Source organism: Alistipes sp. DJF_B185 (genome assembly GCF_964250025.1).
In the GTDB taxonomy this organism is placed as follows: Bacteria; Bacteroidota; Bacteroidia; order Bacteroidales; family Rikenellaceae; genus Alistipes; species Alistipes finegoldii.
In genome coordinates this window covers 1-20,183 of the sequence record NZ_CAXUDY010000012.1, presented here as the reverse complement: position 1 = coordinate 20,183, position 20,183 = coordinate 1, and the positions used below count along the sequence as shown (strand labels likewise).

18 protein-coding genes, 3 tRNA genes and 1 pseudogene are annotated in these 20,183 nt (G+C 58.4%); 17 read left to right on the top strand and 5 right to left on the bottom strand.

Features of this window, described 5'->3' with window-relative positions:
• Window positions 1-33 precede the first annotated feature (33 nt).
• Window positions 34-105 (top strand) — tRNA-Gly (locus ACESTR_RS12760).
• A 113-nt stretch (window positions 106-218) separates the two neighbouring features.
• On the opposite strand, the gene ACESTR_RS12755 is transcribed toward ACESTR_RS12760, so the two are convergent.
• Window positions 219-1,184: a hypothetical protein gene (locus ACESTR_RS12755; RefSeq protein ID WP_373179347.1), complete on the bottom strand. Its 966-nt coding sequence runs from the start codon at window positions 1,182-1,184 to the stop codon at window positions 219-221.
• Window positions 1,185-2,001: 817 nt separating this feature from the next.
• Here ACESTR_RS12755 and glpK point away from each other — a divergent pair.
• The 13 genes and pseudogenes from glpK to ACESTR_RS12690 all read left to right on the top strand — a co-directional run bounded on the left by glpK (window position 2,002) and on the right by ACESTR_RS12690 (window position 15,075).
• Window positions 2,002-3,486 (top strand): annotated as a pseudogene (gene glpK, locus ACESTR_RS12750) (glycerol kinase GlpK).
• 21 nt (window positions 3,487-3,507) lie between these two features.
• Window positions 3,508-4,251, top strand: a complete 744-nt coding sequence (locus tag ACESTR_RS12745) for an MIP/aquaporin family protein (RefSeq protein WP_373179346.1) — start codon at window positions 3,508-3,510, stop codon at window positions 4,249-4,251.
• Window positions 4,252-5,155: 904 nt separating this feature from the next.
• Window positions 5,156-6,127 carry a site-specific integrase gene (locus tag ACESTR_RS12740; protein WP_009598960.1) on the top strand — a complete coding sequence of 324 codons (972 nt, stop codon included), beginning with the start codon at window positions 5,156-5,158 and terminating at the stop codon, window positions 6,125-6,127.
• A gap of 412 nt (window positions 6,128-6,539) precedes the next feature.
• Window positions 6,540-6,983, top strand: a complete 444-nt coding sequence (locus ACESTR_RS12735; RefSeq protein WP_014776521.1) for a hypothetical protein — start codon at window positions 6,540-6,542, stop codon at window positions 6,981-6,983.
• Window positions 6,984-7,050: 67 nt separating this feature from the next.
• Complete coding sequence (locus ACESTR_RS12730) at window positions 7,051-8,220, top strand: OmpA family protein (protein ID WP_130063681.1); 1,170 nt, start codon at window positions 7,051-7,053, stop codon at window positions 8,218-8,220.
• A gap of 20 nt (window positions 8,221-8,240) precedes the next feature.
• On the top strand, window positions 8,241-8,513 hold the full coding sequence (locus ACESTR_RS12725; RefSeq protein WP_009597718.1) for a hypothetical protein: 273 nt from the start codon (window positions 8,241-8,243) through the stop codon (window positions 8,511-8,513).
• A gap of 71 nt (window positions 8,514-8,584) precedes the next feature.
• Window positions 8,585-8,740, top strand: a complete 156-nt coding sequence (locus ACESTR_RS12720; RefSeq protein ID WP_014776523.1) for a hypothetical protein — start codon at window positions 8,585-8,587, stop codon at window positions 8,738-8,740.
• A gap of 43 nt (window positions 8,741-8,783) precedes the next feature.
• Window positions 8,784-10,139: a fimbrillin family protein gene (locus tag ACESTR_RS12715; RefSeq protein WP_373179345.1), complete on the top strand. Its 1,356-nt coding sequence runs from the start codon at window positions 8,784-8,786 to the stop codon at window positions 10,137-10,139.
• A 74-nt stretch (window positions 10,140-10,213) separates the two neighbouring features.
• On the top strand, window positions 10,214-10,348 hold the full coding sequence (locus ACESTR_RS12710; protein ID WP_282197079.1) for a hypothetical protein: 135 nt from the start codon (window positions 10,214-10,216) through the stop codon (window positions 10,346-10,348).
• A 26-nt stretch (window positions 10,349-10,374) separates the two neighbouring features.
• Window positions 10,375-10,776 carry a hypothetical protein gene (locus tag ACESTR_RS12705; protein ID WP_373179344.1) on the top strand — a complete coding sequence of 134 codons (402 nt, stop codon included), beginning with the start codon at window positions 10,375-10,377 and terminating at the stop codon, window positions 10,774-10,776.
• 31 nt (window positions 10,777-10,807) lie between these two features.
• Complete coding sequence (locus ACESTR_RS12700) at window positions 10,808-12,160, top strand: hypothetical protein (RefSeq protein ID WP_373179343.1); 1,353 nt, start codon at window positions 10,808-10,810, stop codon at window positions 12,158-12,160.
• 377 nt (window positions 12,161-12,537) lie between these two features.
• A complete protein-coding gene (gene rho / locus ACESTR_RS12695) occupies window positions 12,538-14,268 on the top strand; it encodes a transcription termination factor Rho (protein ID WP_014776527.1) in 1,731 nt (576 codons plus the stop codon).
• A 36-nt stretch (window positions 14,269-14,304) separates the two neighbouring features.
• Window positions 14,305-15,075, top strand: coding sequence for a S1/P1 nuclease (locus ACESTR_RS12690; RefSeq protein WP_237958913.1), 771 nt, complete (start codon window positions 14,305-14,307; stop codon window positions 15,073-15,075).
• A gap of 185 nt (window positions 15,076-15,260) precedes the next feature.
• Here the strand turns inward: ACESTR_RS12690 and ACESTR_RS12685 are convergent.
• The 4 genes from ACESTR_RS12685 to ACESTR_RS12670 form a co-directional block, all read right to left on the bottom strand.
• Window positions 15,261-15,346: transfer RNA gene (locus tag ACESTR_RS12685), tRNA-Leu, on the bottom strand.
• A 42-nt stretch (window positions 15,347-15,388) separates the two neighbouring features.
• A complete protein-coding gene (gene miaA, locus ACESTR_RS12680) occupies window positions 15,389-16,294 on the bottom strand; it encodes a tRNA (adenosine(37)-N6)-dimethylallyltransferase MiaA (protein ID WP_279067176.1) in 906 nt (301 codons plus the stop codon).
• Window positions 16,287-16,796, bottom strand: a complete 510-nt coding sequence (locus tag ACESTR_RS12675; protein ID WP_009598246.1) for an IS1096 element passenger TnpR family protein — start codon at window positions 16,794-16,796, stop codon at window positions 16,287-16,289. The genes miaA and ACESTR_RS12675 overlap by 8 nt, the downstream gene beginning before the upstream one ends.
• 48 nt (window positions 16,797-16,844) lie before the next feature.
• Complete coding sequence (locus ACESTR_RS12670; protein ID WP_279067177.1) at window positions 16,845-17,828, bottom strand: acyl-CoA reductase; 984 nt, start codon at window positions 17,826-17,828, stop codon at window positions 16,845-16,847.
• A gap of 157 nt (window positions 17,829-17,985) precedes the next feature.
• Here ACESTR_RS12670 and ACESTR_RS12665 point away from each other — a divergent pair, with 157 nt between their 5' ends.
• The 3 genes from ACESTR_RS12665 to ACESTR_RS12655 all read left to right on the top strand — a co-directional run bounded on the left by ACESTR_RS12665 (window position 17,986) and on the right by ACESTR_RS12655 (window position 20,154).
• Entirely contained in the window at window positions 17,986-18,588 is a 603-nt protein-coding gene (locus tag ACESTR_RS12665) for a nitroreductase family protein (protein ID WP_014776542.1), read from the top strand.
• Window positions 18,589-18,696: 108 nt separating this feature from the next.
• Window positions 18,697-18,769 (top strand) — tRNA-Gly (locus tag ACESTR_RS12660).
• A gap of 179 nt (window positions 18,770-18,948) precedes the next feature.
• Window positions 18,949-20,154, top strand: coding sequence for a site-specific integrase (locus ACESTR_RS12655; RefSeq protein WP_130063650.1), 1,206 nt, complete (start codon window positions 18,949-18,951; stop codon window positions 20,152-20,154).
• Window positions 20,155-20,183: the final 29 nt, after the last annotated feature.

Below are 20,183 nucleotides of genomic sequence, written 5' to 3'. Positions count from 1 at the left end.
CGAAAAATGCGGAGTATATTTGTACTCCGAAATGCGGGAGTAGCTCAGTGGTAGAGCATCAGCTTCCCAAGCTGAGGGTCGCGGGTTCGACCCCCGTTTCCCGCTCTAAAGCCCTGCGAAAGAGGGCAAACGTGCAAAAGCCCTGTGTATCGACGATACGCAGGGCTTTTCTCGTTCAAATCCGATAACGCCAGAAACAAAAAGCGCAAAACGCCCCGTCAGATAAACCGGCCGGACAATTCGCCGAGCCGCTGCGGCAGGGCGCATATTTTCAGCAGGGAGTCGTAACGGGCGAAATCCAGCAGGTCGTGATTACCGATGTCCACGCCGGCTTCGCGGGCTTCGGCGACCAGCTCCAGCAGACGGCGGAACTGCCTGTAGAGGACGGACGCCACGGCGTCGGCGCCGCATCCGCGGCAGGGCAGGACCCACAAATCGCGGTGCAGGGCATAGGCATAGGCAAAGACCTTGAACAGCAGGTAATCGCAGTCCGGGGCGCCGTCGAGCCGGAAGATGTCAGCAACGTCCTCCAGCGAAGCGAGCCGGGGGTAAAGGCGCGGTTCGTCGCACGCGGCGAGCCACTTTGCGAGCAGTTCGGGCGGCAGGTCGCCGGACATGATCCGGCAGCGGTTCCGGCGGAGGTAGCCGATGCTTTCGGCCAACGCCAGCTCCGGTTCGAAACTCACCGGGCGGCGCACCGGAAATTCGTCAGAAAGACAGCGCACGCGCGGCGGATCGGGCCGGGAAGCGACTTGCAGGCGGAGGTTGTCCGTCGCGTACTTCGGCGCGAGGTAGGCGCTGTAGACGATCAGGTCACAGCGTGCGGCAAAGAGACGGTTGACTTGCACGACGCGGAGGAATTCCCCGGCATTGCCGGGCAGAAGCTCGTATTCGTCCGCGGCGTCCAATATCTCCCGGCGGCGCCGGGCCGACAGACTCGCGGGCCGGCGGCAGGCGTTCTCCTGCGTTTGGGCGACCACGGCCAGCAACCGCAGGCCGGGGAGGATGCGCCTGAGGGCCAGCACACGTTCGGCCATCAACAGCTGCTGTTTGGACCCCAGCTCGACGGCGATCCGCAAGTGCAGGCCGTCGCATGCGTAGCGGGAGACGAGCGTATCGAAGCAATCCCGCATCCGGGGCGTGAACTGGAACCGCCCCAGAAATCCGATCGTAAATTCAGGCATGGGCCGTATCGTAAAAGCAAAACATCCGAAAAAAAGCGGGCAGGCTGGGGATTATGCAGAATCCCGACGGATCGTGACGCCTCGGCACGACCGCCGTATCCGACACATGGAACCTGCCCGCATCAGCGTCTATCCTGCAAGTTGCCGCGGCCGATTTTCCGCGGACGCATGCGACGTCCGGATCGCGCCGGGCGCCGTCGAAGAGCGGAAGATGGAACCGAAGCCGTAACATATCGCAGGGGCACGACAGCGCATAAAAAGGGCGTGGGCATTGTACTTATACTCACGTGAAGGTCGGCTAAAACCCATGTCGAAATACAAGCACAAGAGGCCCACGCCGGTAACGTGAAGTCCGTGTACGATAGATTTTCCCCGCGCTGCCGAGCGTGAACCCGGCGATCCGTGGGAGCGTCCATGTGCCTTCGCCTCGACATTAGAAAATTAGCCGTTTTCACGTGAAGCAAAGCAACAATCCGCCCTTACAGCGAATCGTCGTCCAAATGTAGCACAAAAAATCCATTCGGGCAACAATACACGGGCATTTTTTATCCATTGCGGCATCCGTTCGGCGCGATCGACCCGGCGTGGAGTGTGCGAAGGCACAGCGCGTGGCGTGCGACAGACGAAGGCCTGACTGTGGAGCGAGCAACTTTCGCGCCGGGGCTGTCAGTCCGACGCCCGTATGTAAAGCAAGGGACGGTTTCGAAAAAAAACTTTGCGGTTTCGTTTCGAATCCCGGAATTTTTTGATAGATTTGTAGACGGAGGGGATAGAAACGCCGCGCCGGGCGGAGAAAGCAGCACAAAAACACAAGCATATGGAACAGTACATTTTGGCATTGGATCAGGGAACGAGCAGTTCCCGTGCGATCGTATTCGACCGCAAAGGGCTGATTCGGTCGGTCGCGCAGCGCGAATTCACCCAGCTGTTTCCCAAACCGGGATGGGTCGAGCACAATCCGCACGAGATATGATCGTCGCAGGCGTCGGTGATCGCCGAAGCGATCGCCGCAATCGACATCAACGGACTGAACATCGCGGGCATAGGCATCACCAACCAGCGCGAAACCACGATCGTATGGGATGCGGAGACCGAAGAGCCGGTCTACAACGCCATCGTCTGGCAGGACCGCCGGACCTCAGAGTACTGCGACCGGCTGAAAGCCGACGGCAAAACCGAATTCATCCGTGAAAAAACGGGACTGATAATCGACGCCTATTTCAGCGCGACGAAGATAAAATGGATTCTGGACAACGTCGCCGGAGCGCGCGAACGGGCCGAGAAGGGCAAGCTGATGTTCGGCACGGTCGATACGTGGCTGATCTGGCGGCTGACGCGCGGCGAGGTGCACGTCACGGACGTGAGCAATGCGTCGCGCACGATGCTTTTCAACATCCACACCCTGCAGTGGGACGAGGAGCTGCTGGAGCTGTTCGACATTCCGGCTTCGATGATGCCCGCGGTGAAGTCGTCGAGCGAGGTGTACGGAGCGACCAAGACCACGATTTTCGCGCACAAGGTGCCCATCGCGGGTATTGCGGGCGACCAGCAGGCGGCCCTGTTCGGGCAGATGTGCGTCGAGCCGGGGTCGGTGAAGAACACGTACGGCACGGGGTGTTTTCTGCTGATGAACAGCGGCGAGAAGCCGATCGCCTCGGCGAACAACCTGCTGACGACCATCGCATGGAAGATCGGCGACAAGGTCGACTACGCCCTCGAAGGGAGCATCTTCGTCGGCGGGTCGGTCGTACAGTGGCTGCGCGACGGGCTGGGGATCATCCGCTCGTCGTCGGAAATCGAGGAGCTGGCGGCGTCGGTGCCCGACACCAACGGCGTCTACTTCGTGCCCGCGCTGACGGGGCTTGCGGCTCCGTACTGGGACCAGTATGCGCGGGGCGCGATAAGCGGCATCAGCCGCGGCACGACGGCGGCGCATATCGCGCGGGCGACGCTGGAAGGGATTGCCTATCAGACGCTCGACATCGTCGGGGCCATGCAGCGCGATTCGGGCATCACGCTCCGGGAGCTGAAAGTGGACGGCGGCGCGGCGCGCAACGACCTGCTGATGCAGTTCCAGTCGGACCTGCTGGACACGCGCGTCATACGCCCCAGCGTGACGGAGACCACGGCGCTGGGCGCGGCTTACCTCGCAGGGCTGGCGGTAGGGTATTGGGACAGCATCGACGACATCAAACGGCAGTGGCAGGCCGAGCGTATCTTCGAGCCGACGACCGACCGGGCACATATCGCCGAGGCCGTGGAAGGGTGGAAAGACGCCGTACGGCGGGTATTGCGCAGTTAAACCAACCAATCGGAACCGCATATGGAAATCACATTTTTCACAAAATGCCTGTTCGAGTTCATCGGAACGCTCGTGCTGGTACTGCTGGGCGACGGGGTAGTGGCCTCGACGGTCCTGAAACAATCGAAAGGGTACAACGGCGGCTGGGTCGTAATCACCATCGCGTGGGGACTGGCCGTGATGTGCGGCGTACTGATCGCGGGACCCTATTCGGGCGCGCACCTCAATCCGGCGCTCAGCATCGGGCTGGCCGCCGCGGGTACGTTTCCGTGGGCGTCGGTGCCGGGATACGTCGCGGCGCAGCTGCTGGGCGGATTCTGCGGCGCAGTGCTGGTATACATCTATTATAAGGACCACTTCGACGCGACGGACGATCCGGGCGCGAAGCTCGGCGTGTTCTGCACCATGCCCGCCATCATGGACAAGCCGCGGAACCTCTTCTGCGAATTCGTCGGAACGTTCCTGCTGGTATTCGTGATTCTGGCCATCGGCAACGAACAGAACACGCCCGAAATAGGACTGGGAAGTCTGGGGAGCCTGCCGGTGACGATGCTGATCATGGCGATCGGCATGTCGCTGGGCGGAACGACGGGTTATGCGATCAATCCGGCGCGCGACCTGCCGCCCCGCATAGCCCACAGCATCCTGCCCATCAGGGCGAAAGGGCCGAGCGGCTGGGAGTACAGCTGGGTGCCCGTCGCAGGCCCCGTACTAGGCGCGCTCGCGGCGGCGCTGGCCTACGGATGCGTCTATATCTGCGGCTGAGCGGAGACGCGACACGATGAAAACGACCCTCGACGGGGTCGTTTTTTTGTTGCCGCACGTGTCAAGTCATGCAAAAACGGAGTTTCACCGCAGGCGGATTTTCCCCGGACCGAGGGAAGAGGGAGGAAATGGCATGCGCCGTCCGGGCGAATCCTGCCGAACCCGGACGGTGGGGCGGCAGAACGAGGCGGCAGAACGGGGCAGTAAGATGGACAGCAGGACAGAGCGCAGAACAAGGCGGCAAGACAGAGCGGCAGGAAGGGGCAGTAAGATGGACGGCAGGACGAGACGGAAGGACTGAACGGCAGAACAGGGCAGCAAGACAGAGCGGCAGGAAGGGGCAGTAAGATGGACAGCAGGACAGAGCGGCAGGACGGGGCGCAGAACAAGGCGGCAGAACAGGGCGGCAGGACGGAGCGGCAAGACGGAGCAGCAGGACGGAGCGGCAAGACGGAGCGGCAAGACGGAGCGGCAGAAAAAGAGGGGGAGGGCAAAGCCGGGTCATCGCAGCGGACAGGTCCGGGGGCGCCGCCCGCACAAACAAAAAAACGGGATTCCAACCGCCGGGAGCCGCCGGACAGCGAAAAAGCGCACGGAGAAGCAGCCCGGCATCTGCAAAAGGCCAACGCACAGGTTCTCAATACGCTGTTCGGACACCGGGAAGGGTGCAATATTATCCGCACGGCCGCCGTTAGTAAAATAATAGAACGCAACTTTTCGATCTTTTTACATTCCGATCATTCTTTCCAAGCGCACAGCCGGCCCCTTCCGTGGTCTTTCCCGTTCCCGGAACTGTGCCCGGAGGCCGAGCGGGTCTCCGTTTCCGCAAATCTTCGCAGGCATCGTGCGGCCTTTGATTTGCGGTTTTCTATCTTGTGCACGATTTCACACAAAATTCTATTCTATGACGTATTCACCGGATTCAGTCGGCATGCACCGACACACGTTTACGGGGCGGCCCGCATTCACGGGGCAGCCCCGCAGTAAAACGCCCCCCGATTTCATGTCCTGCTTCGCACTCCACGTCGCCGAGTGCGAACAAACGGGAAGAGACGGTTCCGCCGCAAACTACCTGACGGCATACCGCATGCTCGTCAAATACATGAACGGCCGCAAACTGCTGCCCGAACAATTTACCGCCGAATGGCTCGAACGTTACGAACGATGGCTTCTGGCAAGAGGACTGGGGACAAACAGCGTCGTGTTCCACATGCGCTACCTGCGGGCCGTCTACAACAAGGCCGCGGACAGGGGCAGCTTCATCGCATCCCGCGGCAATCCGTTCTACCGCAGGCATATCAGGCAGGTGGCGACCCGCAAGCGCGCGCTGCCGCGCGAAACGCTCAGGCGGATCAGCGACGCCGACCTGTCAGAACTGCATCCGAAATATGCGCTGGCGCGCGACCTCTTCATGTTCAGCTTCTACACCCGCGGCATGTCGTTCGTGGACATGATCTATCTGCGAAAAAGCGACATCAGCGACGGTGTGCTGACATACAAACGAAAGAAAACCGGCCAGACACTCACGCTGCGCATCGAACCGCCCCTGCAGCGCATCATCGACCGTTACAACGGCGATTCACCTTATATACTGCCCGTGCTCGCCCGCGACGACAGTTACCGCGCCTACCGTCAGCAACAGCGCGAACTGAACAAATTCATCCGGAAGATCGGCGCGATGCTGGAAATTTCCGAACCGCTGACATTCTATGCGGCACGCCATTCATGGGCGACACTGGCACGCGACTGCGGCACGCCGCTGACGGTCATCAGCGCCGGCATGGGACACACCTCCGAACGAACGACGCGCATCTATCTGGCGCAGCTCGATCACGACGTCATCGACAAGGCCAATCGGAAAATCATCAACCTGTAACGATCAGGCCGATTCAGGCAGCGTTCGGATTTTTCTGGTATCAGGAAAAAATTTTGCAGAAGCGAGAAACAAGGCCCATTACTGTAAATAATGGGTCTTCGGAACGTAAACAATTGTTTTATAATCATTTCCCGTCATCGGCAAAAATAGGATTATTTATAATCACAACCAAACATTTCATGCAAAAAAATTTACGCATCACAGCTAATTAATTGACTTTTAGCGTAATAACCCGTCCCTTGTTTAAAAAATCGAAAATCCGGACACCGCATTCGATTTTTTCTCCCGCAATTGTGTCCGAATCTGCTATTTAGCATCTGACAACCAGCATTTTACACGAACAAGACCCATTATTTACAGTAAGGAGTCTCGGAGACGCAGTGTAACTATCTGACTAAAAGGCTGGTACAAATTGACACTTTCACTTAAGATTTTATGGGCAGTAAAGATTCTGCTCGCACTCCGCAAGGCGTCGGAAGCCGGCGCCCCTCCCATGAAGAGCCGCGAACTGATGGCGGCATGTCTGAATCCGGGCGCGGACACCTACATGTACCGCCGGGTCCTGCGCGAACTCGCCGCCAAAACCGACTATGCGACCTGCATCATCCAGTCGGGAAGGACCTACTATGAATGGAATCGCAACCTGCGGCCGACGCTCTACGACCTGACGCTGCGGCTGGAGGGCGGAATGCACGAGGTCACGAACGGCTTCTGGTCGTGCGAGAACCGCCATGTCATGCAGCCTTTATACAAGGCCAACAAGCAGTACGAATCGCTGACGCGCGAATATCTTTCCAATATCCATATCGACGAACTCGACTCCCCGGCGCTCTCCGCGCGCAACCGGGCCAAATAGCCGCACACATACCTGCCTGCGGCCGGACCGACGGAACGACACATCAATCACCAATAAACATTAAAAAATGAAACGTCTCTACCTCATTGCATTATTCGCCCTCGTCTGCGGCGGCGCTTCGGCGCAGGAGAACGGCAACCGGGATGCGCAAAACCGCGTCGTACGCGGCCCCTACGAAACCAACCGGCTCTCCGACAACATCTTCGTCGGCATCGCCGGAGGTATAAACCTCTATTTCGGCGAGCACGACTCTCAGGGAAAATTCGGCAAACGGCTGGCTCCGGCGCTGGACATTCACGTCGGCAAATGGTTCACCCCCTCGATCGGCGCGCGCGTCGGGTACACCGGCCTGCAGGCCAAAGGCCGGACCACCGCCGGAACCATGTACGCGAAAAAGCAGGACGGCGACTGGTTTGAGGAGAAGTTCGGCGTGTCGTATCTGCATGCGGACGCTCTGTGGAACTTCTCGAACGCCGTGGGCGGCTACAAGGAGGAGCGCACGTGGAACTTCGTGCCTTTCGCCGGCGTGGGCTGGGCCCGCTCCTACGGCAACGACACCCATGACAACGAAATCGGATTCGACGTCGGCCTGCTGAACGTCGTGCGTCTGTGCAAGGCGCTCGACCTCACGCTCGAAGCGCGCTGTCTGCTGGTAAACCAGCGTTTCGACGGCGTATCGGGCGGCCGCATCGGAGAGGGAATGCTTTCGGTCACCGCAGGTTTGGCGTACAAATTCAACCGCCGCGGATTCACACGCGCCTCGAAACCGCAAGCGGTGGATTTCACGCCTTACCTCGACCGGATCAGGCGTCTCGAAGAGAACAACAACGACCTCGCATCGAAAAACACGGCGCTCAGCGACGAGAACGAGAAGCTGCGCAACATGCCGCCCAAGGTCGTAGCAGAGAAGAAGGTCGCCGCATCGCCCGTAGCGCTCTTCTTCAAGATCGGCAGGGCCACGCTCGACAGCAAGGAGCTGACGAACCTCGAATTCTATGTCAGGAACGCCATGAAGGCCGACAAGGAGAAGACCTTCACGCTGATCGGTTCGGCGGACAAGGCCACGGGCAGCAAGGAGCTGAACCAGCGTCTGAGCGAACAGCGGATGGAGTATGTCTACGACCTGCTGAAGAACAAATACGGCATCGCGCCCGAACGCCTGATCAAGAAGGCCGAAGGCGATACGAACAACCGTTTTGCCGAGCCGGAGCTGAACCGCGCCGTCATCGTGGAATAACCCCCGAAAACGACCGATTCATGTCCCGGACCGCAGCAACCGTCACGAATGAAACGCCCTCCGGGGCGGCGCATCACCTGCTGGCATATCTGGAGGAGGGGAGGGTGCGCGTGTACGCTCCCCGCCGGCAGAGCCTCTGGATCATGCAGCAGCTCCCGCAGGCGGAGGAGCTGAGGATCGAAACCCAGCTCCGCGAACTGCACCGGACCGGGCGGCGGACGGCCGTGGTGGAGGTGCAGCTCCGCAGGGACGAAGAGACGTTCCGCGTAAGGGTGCTCTGCGTAAGGGCCTGATCCGCACGAATCGGAAACGCACGAACAGATAAAATCAACGCCACACTCATCAATTAAAAAAAGCAATGACCATGAAAAAACAATCAATGCCCTACGAAGCACCGGAGCTGGTCCAGATCTCCGTGCGCGTCGAAAAAGGATTTGCCGTAAGCAGCGACATCGAGCCGGGAACCGGCGGCGGTGAACTGGGAGGTACGCGATCGCTCTCCTACGACGATTACGAATAGCGGTCCGAAGCTCCGAATATTAACGTTCAAAACAAAAAGCCTTATGAAAAAACTATTCGTTATAGCGATGCTCGCCGCAGCCGGCATGAGCGCATGCAGCAAGGAAGAGACTGCGACGGCTCCGGCAGAGGCGAAATACATTCAGGTAACCATTCCAGAGGATGCGATCGCCGGCGAAACCCGCACCGCCGTAGACGGCACGGAGACGACTTGGGTGCAGGGCGACAAAGTCGCCGTATTCCTCTACAACGGCTCCACGACGCAGAAGTTCGAATTCACGGCCGACAAAACGGGCGCCACAACCACCTTTACCGGCGACGTGCCCGTAGGCAGCTACTCGCTGGCGGCGGCACACTATCCGTACAGCTGCGGAGCCACGTTCGACGCCGTAAACAAGGTCTTCAACCACACGTGGGGCACATCCTACTGTACGGAGAATCTGGCCGACTACGACTTCATGTACACGAACGTCTGGGAGACCCCGTTCGAAATCAACGAGGATTCGACGGTGCTGCCCGTCAACTTCACCTTCCGGCCGCTGATGGCACGCATCAGGATGAGTCTCGGACTGGAAAGCAACGAGACGCCCAAGAAGATCATCATCAGCACCAGCGGCGACGTAATGCCGACCGCGGGCACGATCGACCGTCTGGGCAACTTCACCGCATCGTCGGCAACCAATTCGATCACCATTCCCACGGACCGGAAAGAGTTTACGATCGGCATGCTGCCCGTAAGCATCCATTCGACGATGAACGTGCAGGTCATGACCGCCGACGGACTGACCTATTCGGACAAGTCGTTCACCCTCGCCGGCCTGAAGCGCAACCATCACTATACGATGAGCGTACCCTGCAACAGCAAGACGGTAACGATCGGGGTACCCGACGCGATCGACAAGAAGTACGGCACCGGGACATGGAAGGACAACGGATTCTATTTCGTCGATCCCCAGTACGATCCGGACGGAATCTTCGACGGCTGGTACTTCTACCGCGGAGAGCTCAAAAGCGACAGGAACGGCGACGACAAACTCAAGAAAAACCGCATCCAGCTGCAGGTTCCGGCAGGATTCAACGACGACAACAACGGCGCGTTCGTGACGGCTCCGATCCAGTGCGACGGTTCGAAAACCGTGAAAATATCCTTTGAAGTAGCGACCAACCGGGCATTGGTGAATATAAAATATCGGATCGGCGTAACGGGCAACGGCCCGATTACGGAAGCTTGGCTCCGCGACCGGAATAACATTCTGAACGGCAACGACAGGAAATGCAAGTCGGGAGTTCAGACCCACACGTTCACGGTCACGAACGGACAGCGCATCATGCTCAAGATACTGAGTACGGGCGGCGCCTACCAGGTCGAGTTCGCGGACTTCACCTACACGGTCGAATAGTTTCGGCGACATGAATGCAGCTATCGGGACGGAGGTGACAGCCGTCCCGATTCAGCTGTAAAAATACCTATCTGATGAAAACAGCTTACACAAAGCCGGAACTGGAGATACTCACAGTCAGGACGGAAGCGGGATTCGCGATCTCCCAGCCCCACGGCGGCGAACTGGGTCCGAGTTCGGCGGATTATGCGGACGACTGCGAGTATTGACCGAACGCCAATTCAAACCAGACACCATGACACACAAACCTATCTTCCGCCTGCTGATACTCGCAGGACTGCTCTCCGGCTGCGGAAAGGATACGACGGAACAGCCCCGTCCCGCAGATCGGGCGGCCGGCGGCGACGCCGTCAGCTGCCGTCTTGCGATCGGCAACGACCAGACATCCGGACCGGAAAACGAAACCCGCACGGCCTACGGTCCCCTTACCGACGGTTATTTCCCGATTTACTGGCGCACGGGCGACCGGGTGGGAATCATCAGTCCGCAGACGACTCCGCAGTGGGCCGAAGTGGAGGTCGCCGTGTCGGGCGCGACCGAAAGCGAAGCCGACCTGAGCAATACGGGAATGGCATGGGGCAGCGACTCGCAGGGCTTTCACGTTCGACATCGCAACGCATCGGGCCGCCGTCATTGAGGACAGATGCTCCAAAGTGCTGGCGTTGCACATGCTGACGGGAGAGGAGCCTTACATCCGGATCGGCGCCGGATCGAAGATCGTGGTCACGGCGTTCCTGCTGCCGCAGGACATTCGGGGACTGACGCTGACGGCCGTCACGACGGAGGGGAAAACCTACAGTTACACGACTCAAGCGACACTTAAGGCAGGCAATCGTTATTCGTTTACGATCAGCGACATGCAGAAGCAGGCGCAGCAGACCACGGAGGACTATTCCGACTGGATGAAATACCTGCCCGACAACGTATACCTGTCGCAGGTATCCATGCCCGGCTCACACGACGCATGCACGATGTACGGCTCGCATTATGAATACAAGAGCGGCATGCCCGGCGAAAGGTATCATTTCAAATGGCTGCAAAACGTCGTATTCGGCTACATGAACGTAACCAAGATCATCAAGGCGCAGGAACTTTCGATCGAGAAACAGCTGGCGGCCGGTGTCCGCATGTTCGACCTGCGTCCGTCGGCGTCGGGCAGTTCGCTGCAGGACCTTCCGATTCATCACGGCATCGCCGCGCTGGGCGACCCGACCCGCGGCGGCTACACGCCGGGCGGTTCCGGGCGGCAGGAGCTGTCGCCCTTCATGCTCTCGCACCTGCTCGACCGCTTCGTGAACTTCCTGAACGAGCATCCCGACGAGACGGTGCTGATACATATGAAATACGAGAACACCAGCGGCACCGGAAAAACGGGCTGGGACAAGAGCGTCGTAGACCTGATAAAGTCGCACTGCAGCGGACATATCGCCGATTTCCATCCCCGGATGACGCTGGCCGACGCCCGCGGCAAGATCCTGTTCATGATCCGCGAAGACTACAAGTCCGCCAACGGCGGCCGGTATCTGGGCGCCTACCTGAACTGGACGCACGACAAGGTCGTGTTCGAGACCACGCTCCACGGCAATACGGGCGAAACGGCGCCGATCAAGGTCAATGATCTGTACAACATCAAGAACGGCTCGTCGGACGGCGTGAGCAAGTACGCCGCGATCGACGAGTGCATCGCCTACACGTACGGCGCGACGGACGTCACGCGCTGGTGCATGAACTACGTGAGCTGTTACGACACGGCGCACTGCAGCGTATCGGGCATCAGTATATTCGGAGCCGTGGGGGATTACGACTACTGCGCCAACCTGTATAACAGATACACGGCGGACAAACTGAACCGGAAGGACTTCCGCGGAAACGCCGGTATCGTCCTGATGGACTTCGCCGGAGCCGAAAACGCCACGATGACCTACGGACAGACCTACTCGAACATGCGGGTATACGGCGACGATCTGGTGAAGGCCGTCATCGGCGTCAACAACAAATGGGACCTGCGGCGCAGCGAATAACAACCGCCCTCAGGCCCTCCGGACCGCGCATTTTCCGCTCCCCGTCCGAAACACCCTTACCCCCCCCCAAAAAAACCTCCCGGCCTTGGAAAAGCCGGGAGGTTTCGCACACACAAACATTAACAATACAAACAACGCGAATGGCTGAATTATTTGTTCGGTACAAAGATGCGGGTATTTTCCGAACGGCGCAATCGCCAATAATGGGGATTTTCGGAGCGGCGGCTCCCGAATTATGGTGAAAAGGTCGGACGGAAAGAGGTGAACAGCAACTTTTTATTTTGAATTTCGAAATAATGCACTATCTTTGCAGGCGAATTCCAACACGCCCGGCGACCGCCGGGATTTTCGAAAAAATCACTTTGAAATAGAAATATATGCAGGATTTGAAAGCGCTCGAAGGGAAAAGTCTCGCCGAACTGCGCGAAATCGCCAAAGCTCTCGGCATCGAAGACGTCATGGTAAAGAAGCGCGAACTGATTGAAAAGATCACCGGAGGTTCCGCACAGGAGATCCCCGCAGAGAATAAAGGCAAGCGAGGACGAAAGAAAGAAACGCCCGCGGCGGAAACTCCGGCCGTGACCACGCCTGAAACAGCCGTGGCAGAAGCGGCTGCGAAAACGGCCGAGACGCCAGCGGCGGAACCGGAACCGATGGCAGCGGAAGCTCCGGCTGCGCCCGCGAAACCGCGGGGACGCAGGCCGCGCATGACCAAGGCGGAGAACACCGCACCGGTACAGCCGCAAACGGCGCTGACACCGGAAATGCCCGCCGAACTGGAGTTCCCGACGAATGGCGCGCAGAACGAACCTGCGGCGAAGCCCGTGCAGGAAACAGCCGCTCAGCCGGAGCCCAAGCGGCGCGGCCGCAAGCCCAAGCAGGAGCAGGGACAAGAGCAAGAATCCGCACAGGCGGCTCAGGGGCAGACTCAGGCGGAAGAGACTCCCGCACCCCGGCCGTTAGAGGAGGAGGTGATTACCAAGGACGACTTCGCCGGAGAGATCGAAGGCGAGGGCGTGCTGGAGATCATGCCCGACGGTTACGGATTCCTGCGTTCGGCGGACTACAACTACCTGAACTCGCCCGACGACATCTACGTTTCGCCGTCGCAGATCAAGCTTTTCGGACTCAAGCCCGGCGACACCGTGAACGGAGCGATCCGTCCGCCGAAGGAGGGCGAGAAGTATTTCCCGCTGGTCCGCGTGAACGAAATCAACGGGCTGGCGCCCGAATACATCCGCGACCGCGTACAGTTCGAATTCATGACGCCGCTCTTCCCAAGCGAGAAGTTCTGTCTGACGGGAAACGGCCACAACAACCTCTCCACCCGCGTCGTGGACCTCTTTTCGCCCATCGGCAAAGGCCAGCGCGCCCTGATCGTGGCGCAGCCCAAGACCGGTAAGACCGTGTTGCTGCAGGCTATCGCCAACGCCATCGCCGACAACCATCCCGAAGTATACATGATCGTACTGCTGATCGACGAACGCCCCGAAGAGGTTACGGAAATGGCGCGCAACGTCAAGGCCGAAGTCGTGGCATCGACCTTCGACGAACAGGCTTCGCGCCATGTGAAGGTGGCCGAAATGGTACTGGACAAGGCTAAACGCATGGTAGAGTGCGGTCACGACGTGGTGATCTTCCTCGACTCGATAACCCGTCTGGCGCGCGCCTACAACTCGGTGCAGCCGGCGTCGGGCAAGGTGCTTTCGGGCGGCGTGGACGCCAACGCGCTCCACAAACCCAAGCGTTTCTTCGGCGCAGCCCGTAACACGGAGGAGAAAGGTTCGCTGACGATCATCGCCACGGCCCTGATCGACACCGGGTCGAAGATGGACGAAGTGATCTTCGAGGAGTTCAAGGGTACGGGCAACATGGAGCTTCAGCTCGACCGCAAGCTCGCCAACAAGCGCGTATATCCGGCCGTGGACGTCATCGCATCGGGCACGCGCCGCGAAGACCTGCTGCTGCCGCGCGACGTGATGAACCGTACGTGGGTGCTGCGCAAATACCTCTCGGACATGAATCCCGTCGAAGCGATGGAATTCCTCCAGAAACAGATGAGTCTCACGGACACCAACGAGGAGTTCCTAGCCACGATGAACCACTGACAACCGATCCGCCCGCAACACAAATCCCGAACATAAATGAAAAAGCTGCTTATTCTCTTTTCCTGCGTCCTTTTCGCCCACGGCGCATTCGCATGGGGACAGAAGGGACACGACGTCACGGCCTACATCGCCGAATGTCATCTGACGCCCGAAGCGGCGGAAAAAATCGACAAGGCGCTGAACGGACATTCACCGGTATACTATGCCAACTGGCTCGACATCGCCAGCCACACGCCGGAATACGCATACACGAAAACATGGCACTACCGGAACGTGGACGAAGGCAAAACGATCGACACGATGCCGGAGAACCCGGACGGCGACGTGCTGAAAGCCGTTACGACGCTCGTCGCAGAGCTGAAGGCCGGCGGACTGCCGCCCGAAGAGGAGACGCTCAAGCTCAAGATGCTGATTCACCTCGTAGGGGACATGCACTGTCCGATGCACGCGGGACGGCTTTCGGATATCGGCGGCAACCTGCGTCCGGTATTGATGTTCGGCAAGAAAACAAACCTCCATTCGGCATGGGATACGGCCATTCCCGAAGCCGCCCGCAAATGGAGCTATACCGAATGGCAGGAGCAGATCGACCGGCTGACGGACGACGAAGCGATGCTGATTCAGGCCGGCGAACCTTACGACTGGCTCAAGGAGACGCACGCGATATGCGTCGGCATCTACGAGGATTCGCCCGAAGGCACGAAGATCTCCTACGACTACGTATACAAGTACACGCCCGTAATCGAACTGCAGTTCCTGCGCGGCGGCTACCGGCTGGCACGTCTGCTGAACGAGATTTATCGATAATCCGGCCGGATCAAACGATGAAATTACGGAAAAATCCCCGCAGCATATGCGGGGATTTTCGTATGCAGGGACCGGCATACAGGACCGAAAGGAGATATGAACCTTGCGGGTCCGCCCCGGAAGTGCAGCCACCTTCGCGGCAGAAAAAAACTCCGGTCAATCAGTCGATTGACCGGAGTTTTGCGTACTCGGAGCGGGAATCGAACCCGCACGACCATTGCTGGTCACAGGATTTTAAGTCCGGCGTGTCTACCTATTCCACCATCCGAGCCACTGTCTTTCGGCGAAAGACGTCGGCAAAAGTACGATTTTTTTACGATTTACCAAAATCTATGTAACTTATAATCGCGTCGGTTTCGTCGGGCCGGAACCAGCGGATCTCCCCGTCGCGGCGAAACCACGTCAGCTGGCGCTTGGCATAGCGGCGCGAATTGCGCTTGATGAGTTCGACGGCTTCGTCGTACGAAATACGCCCGTCGAAATAGTCGAAAAACTCGCGGTAACCGACGGTTTGCAGGGCATTGAGACTGCGGTAGGGGTACACGGCGCGCGCTTCGGCTTCGAGTCCGTCGGCAAGCATCCGGTCAACACGGCGGTTGATCCGGTCGTACAGCTCCCCGCGGGGCATATCGACGCCGACCTTCACGATGTCGAACCAGCGCGCGCGGCGCATGCCGGTCCGCAGCTGCGAATAGGGCAGTCCGGTCAGCAGGCAAACCTCCAAAGCCCGGACGACACGCGCGGGATTGCTGCGGTCCACTTCGACGTAATAGGCCGGATCGAGCGTCCGAAGCTCTTCGGCGAGCCTCTCCACGCCTTCGGACGCCAGCCGCGCGGCGAGATTCCGCCGCAGGGTTTCGTCGGCCTGCGGAAGGTCGTCCATGCCTTCGCACAAGGCGCGGACATAGAGTCCGGAGCCGCCGACGGCCACGACGTAATCGTGTGCGGCGAACAGTTCGCCGAGACGCGCCAACGCCTGCGTCTCATATTCGCCGCAGTTCAAGTTGTCGTTTATGTCATGGGATGCAATAAAATGATGCTCAACTGTCTGCAACTGTTCGGGCGCAGGCTGGGCCGTGCCGATAGGCAGCCCACGGTAGACCTGCCGCGAATCGGTCGAGAGAATCGGGGCGTCGTAGTTGAGCGCAAGACGGATGCTCAGGTCCGTCTTGCCCGATCCCGTCGGTCCCACGACGACGATAAGCCGTTTGTCACTCATCGTCGTAATTGTCGTCCCCTTCGAAATCGCTGAATTCGCTCATCACGTCGTCGAAGATCGAGCCTTCACCCGAAACGACATTCTTGGACGGATCGTACTGGTCGGGGGCTTCGGCCTGCGCATAGATCTCGCGCGGGTAAGAGATGCCGGGCTTCGATTCGAAGCTGCCCGTCAGTTCGAGGAAATAGGCCCGGTCGCCGAAGATGTCGAACAGATAGATGAGCCGGTCGCGGTTGTTGTGGATGATCTGCCCCAGCGTCACCTTTTCCATCGCCAGCGGGGCGTCTTCCGCACCGTCGTCCATATCCATCCGCGTGAATTCGCGCAGTTTCTCCCAGCGGTCGTCGGCCGTGAAGAAGGACGCCATACACTCCTCGTATTCGAGCGAACGCAGAATGAAATCATGAAATTCGAGCAACGTCGTGTCGTACAACACTTCGTAATCGCGCACGAAGTTGTCGTTTTCATCGCTCAACATCCGGAATCGGAAAACCATCGACATAGCTGTAGGTGTTTAGAATATATCTCTATACAAATATAATACTTTTTGTCAATTCAGCGCCGCGAGAAACGCAATTACATCCCGGTCGTCGGGATAATCGGTCAGCGCCGGGGACTGGGCGCGGCCGAATCCCGTGCGGCGGCCGTGGGAAACGCACTCCGAAACGACGCATTGCAGTTCGGCGTCGTGCTGCGCGAGCCACGCTTCGACTTCGCCGAGCGTTTTGTAGCGCGAGCAGGCGATGCGGCTCAGCGCGGCGGGAAAAGCCCGCTCTTCGACGGCGACGGCGCTCCCTAGATCCCGGAAAGGACGGCCCGTCATCGTCAGCAGGGCTTTTTGCTGGCGGTAATTGTTCCGGTATTTTTCGTTCACCGCAGGCATCCGCAGCCGCAGGTCGTACCCCTCCGGAACGAAAAGCAGCGACACGCTGCGGCACCCAAGCCCCGAATAGGCCCAGATATCGTCGGCAAGGCCCTCCAACTGCGCTTCGGTCTCGCGGCCCGACAGCACGGCGACCGACTGGCGACTGCCGCGCAGCAGGGCGGGGATTCCGGCGTACTGTGTCCGGAAATAGCGGTTAGCGTTGTCGCTGCCCGTGGCGATCACCGCATCGACCGGCGACGAGCCGTCGTAAAACCCGACCGGAACTTCGGGATCAAGCTCCCGCAGCATCCCGACGACATATTCCGTCAGCACCCGGTCCTTGGCCGAAGGCTTGACCAGACAGCGATGGCCGGCGGCCAAGACGCACAACAAGTCGAAGAAGCCGACCAGCGGAATATTCCCGGCCATGACGACCAGCACGCGGCGCGGCACGGCGACCGGAACGGGGTAGGGGGCGAGCCATGTTTCGAGCCGGTCGCGGCGAAGCATGCCGTCGGCGATTGCGGCCACGGCGCGGCGGACATCCGCAGGCGTGAACCAGCCGTTGGCCCGGCAGGCACGCTCCGCGACCTCCTGCGTAGGGACGTCGCCGCCGAAGTCGGCCAGCCTGCGGCCCAAGGCCGAAAAGAGTTCGATTGCGCTTTTCATGGGGACAAAGATAGTGAAAGCCGAACGGCAAAAAGAAAAACTCGTTTGCATTTTTTTGCCTGAGGCGCATCCTATTTTCCGTAAAGATCGTGAAAACCGCATAAAATATCCAAAGTTGTGCTATATTTGTATTATACGGAAAGTAAAACTCACGACTATGGAAAGAACATTCAAAGAGGCACTCCGCCACCGCCGCAGTTATTACGCGCTGGCCCCCGAATCGCCCGTCGAAGACGCACAAATAGAGGAAATCGTACGCTTCGCAATCAAGCACGTACCGTCGGCCTTCAATTCGCAGTCCACGCGCGCCGTGCTGCTGCTGCACGAACACCACGAGGAGTTGTGGAAAATCGTGAAGCGCACGCTGCGGGCGATCGTTCCCGAAGATGCGTTCGCACGCACCGAGGAGAAGATCGAGCGCAGTTTCGCGGCGGGATACGGCACGGTGCTCTTCTTCGAAGATACGAACGTCGTCCGCGACCTGCAGCAGAAATTTCCGGGTTACGCCGGCAACTTCCCCGTCTGGTCCGAACAGACCTCGGCCATGCACCAGCTGGCGATATGGACGATGCTCGAAGACGCTGGGTTCGGCGCGTCGTTGCAACATTACAACCCACTGATCGACAACGAGGTACGCAAACGCTGGAGTCTGCCCGAAGAGTGGAGGCTGATAGCGCAGATGCCGTTCGGCACTCCGGCGGGCGAGCCGGGCGAAAAAACGTTCAAACCGCTGGACGAACGCATCCGGGTGTTCAGATAAGGGCATTCAGGCCGGTTTCGCAATAAAAAATCCGCAGAACCCGCAGAAAAAATTTGGAGTTTCGGATTTTTTGTTTACCTTTGCACTCGCAATTACGAAACACGCCATGCGGAAATAGCTCAGTTGGTAGAGCGCAACCTTGCCAAGGTTGAGGTCGCGGGTCCGAGTCCCGTTTTCCGCTCTCGATAAACGAGTGATAATCAATAAATTATCGCTCGTTTTTCTTTTTACGGGTGCGAAATGAAACTCCCCGTAATGCCTTTTTCGCGCCGTTTTCCGAAGAATGTTTTACCATTTGTTTAACCATGTTTTACGGCGGTAAAACACCGTTCGCGCTTGTCTGCATAATGCCGCAACATTATGAGTGTCAGCATTAATGCCATTTGCAGAAAAGACCGCATCAATCAAAACCGCACCACGAACATCTACCTGCGTTTTACCGTCAATCGCCGCAGCCGCTATGTAAGCACGGGAATCAATATCCCTGCCGACGATTGGGATTTCGACACCCAAACGCTTAAAACGCAGAATCCTGCCGTTCAGCTACGGATTTACGAGCAAATCGAGAAATACGACAAGCGCATCAAACGGCTTGAAGCGTTGGAGGTCCCCGTAACGCTGGACAACGTGCTGGAAACCGACGGACGGAGGGTCTATTGCACGATAGCCGAATATTTCCGTCGCACGATTGCACAGTTGGAATCAGTCGGTAAAATCGGCTCGACATCAAAACACAAGGTCACGTTTTCACTCCTGCAACAATTCCGCTCGACCAACATCCGTTTCGACGAAATTACGGTCGGCTACCTGCGTGATTTCGAACTGTTCCTAATGAAAAAGGGGAACAAAAGCAATTCGATAGCCACGAAATTCAGCGTTCTGAAAGCCGTCTATAATAAGGCTCTTGCCGAGGGGATTTTCACCACGCCGCACAGTCCGTTTCTGCAATTCAAAATCGGACGGTTGTGGACAGCCACCCGCAAACGTGCTATCCGCAAGGAGGATGTGCAACGGCTGATGCAGGCGGAGATACCCGCCGACGGTTCAGCCTATTTGGATTTCGCACGGGACATTTTCCTGTTTTCCTACCTCTCGGCAGGCATCAATTTTAAGGACATCGCCACCCTGCGTTACTGCGATATGGACGAGGAAAGAATCTACTATGCCCGCCACAAAACCAGCAAGGAGATGACCTGCCACCTCTCGGAGCAGTCGAAAGCGATTATCGGCAAATACGCCAAATCCGACCATGCGGACGAGGATTATATTTTCCCGATACTCGACCGCCGCATACACAAGACCGAGCAACAGATTTACGACCGAGTACGCAAGGTGCTGAAACATGTGAACAAGGCCCTGCATGAGTGGAGCCGATTATTGGGGCTGAAAATCGAACTGACTACCTATGTCGCAAGGCACACGTTCGCAACCGTGCTGAAGCGATCGGGAGTGAATATTGCGATAATTTCCGAATCGTTGGGACACTCCGATTTATCGACTACCCAAATCTATTTGGACAGTTTCGAGAACAGCCAAATCGACGCGGCGATGCAGAATCTATTGTGAACGAAAAAGGGCACTCCGACGAATATACG

Coding starts and splice junctions, on each gene's coding strand:
- ACESTR_RS12665 (WP_014776542.1), top strand. CDS start 17,986: ATGGAAAGAACATTCAAAGAGGCACTCCGCCACCGCCGCAGTTATTAC.
- ACESTR_RS12690 (WP_237958913.1), top strand. CDS start 14,305: ATGAAAAAGCTGCTTATTCTCTTTTCCTGCGTCCTTTTCGCCCACGGC.
- ACESTR_RS12705 (WP_373179344.1), top strand. CDS start 10,375: ATGACACACAAACCTATCTTCCGCCTGCTGATACTCGCAGGACTGCTC.
- ACESTR_RS12655 (WP_130063650.1), top strand. CDS start 18,949: ATGAGTGTCAGCATTAATGCCATTTGCAGAAAAGACCGCATCAATCAA.
- ACESTR_RS12730 (WP_130063681.1), top strand. CDS start 7,051: ATGAAACGTCTCTACCTCATTGCATTATTCGCCCTCGTCTGCGGCGGC.
- ACESTR_RS12725 (WP_009597718.1), top strand. CDS start 8,241: ATGTCCCGGACCGCAGCAACCGTCACGAATGAAACGCCCTCCGGGGCG.
- ACESTR_RS12720 (WP_014776523.1), top strand. CDS start 8,585: ATGAAAAAACAATCAATGCCCTACGAAGCACCGGAGCTGGTCCAGATC.
- ACESTR_RS12755 (WP_373179347.1), bottom strand. CDS start 1,184: ATGCCTGAATTTACGATCGGATTTCTGGGGCGGTTCCAGTTCACGCCC.
- ACESTR_RS12670 (WP_279067177.1), bottom strand. CDS start 17,828: ATGAAAAGCGCAATCGAACTCTTTTCGGCCTTGGGCCGCAGGCTGGCC.
- ACESTR_RS12710 (WP_282197079.1), top strand. CDS start 10,214: ATGAAAACAGCTTACACAAAGCCGGAACTGGAGATACTCACAGTCAGG.
- rho (WP_014776527.1), top strand. CDS start 12,538: ATGCAGGATTTGAAAGCGCTCGAAGGGAAAAGTCTCGCCGAACTGCGC.
- ACESTR_RS12745 (WP_373179346.1), top strand. CDS start 3,508: ATGGAAATCACATTTTTCACAAAATGCCTGTTCGAGTTCATCGGAACG.
- ACESTR_RS12740 (WP_009598960.1), top strand. CDS start 5,156: ATGACGTATTCACCGGATTCAGTCGGCATGCACCGACACACGTTTACG.
- ACESTR_RS12700 (WP_373179343.1), top strand. CDS start 10,808: ATGCTGACGGGAGAGGAGCCTTACATCCGGATCGGCGCCGGATCGAAG.
- miaA (WP_279067176.1), bottom strand. CDS start 16,294: ATGAGTGACAAACGGCTTATCGTCGTCGTGGGACCGACGGGATCGGGC.
- ACESTR_RS12715 (WP_373179345.1), top strand. CDS start 8,784: ATGAAAAAACTATTCGTTATAGCGATGCTCGCCGCAGCCGGCATGAGC.
- ACESTR_RS12675 (WP_009598246.1), bottom strand. CDS start 16,796: ATGTCGATGGTTTTCCGATTCCGGATGTTGAGCGATGAAAACGACAAC.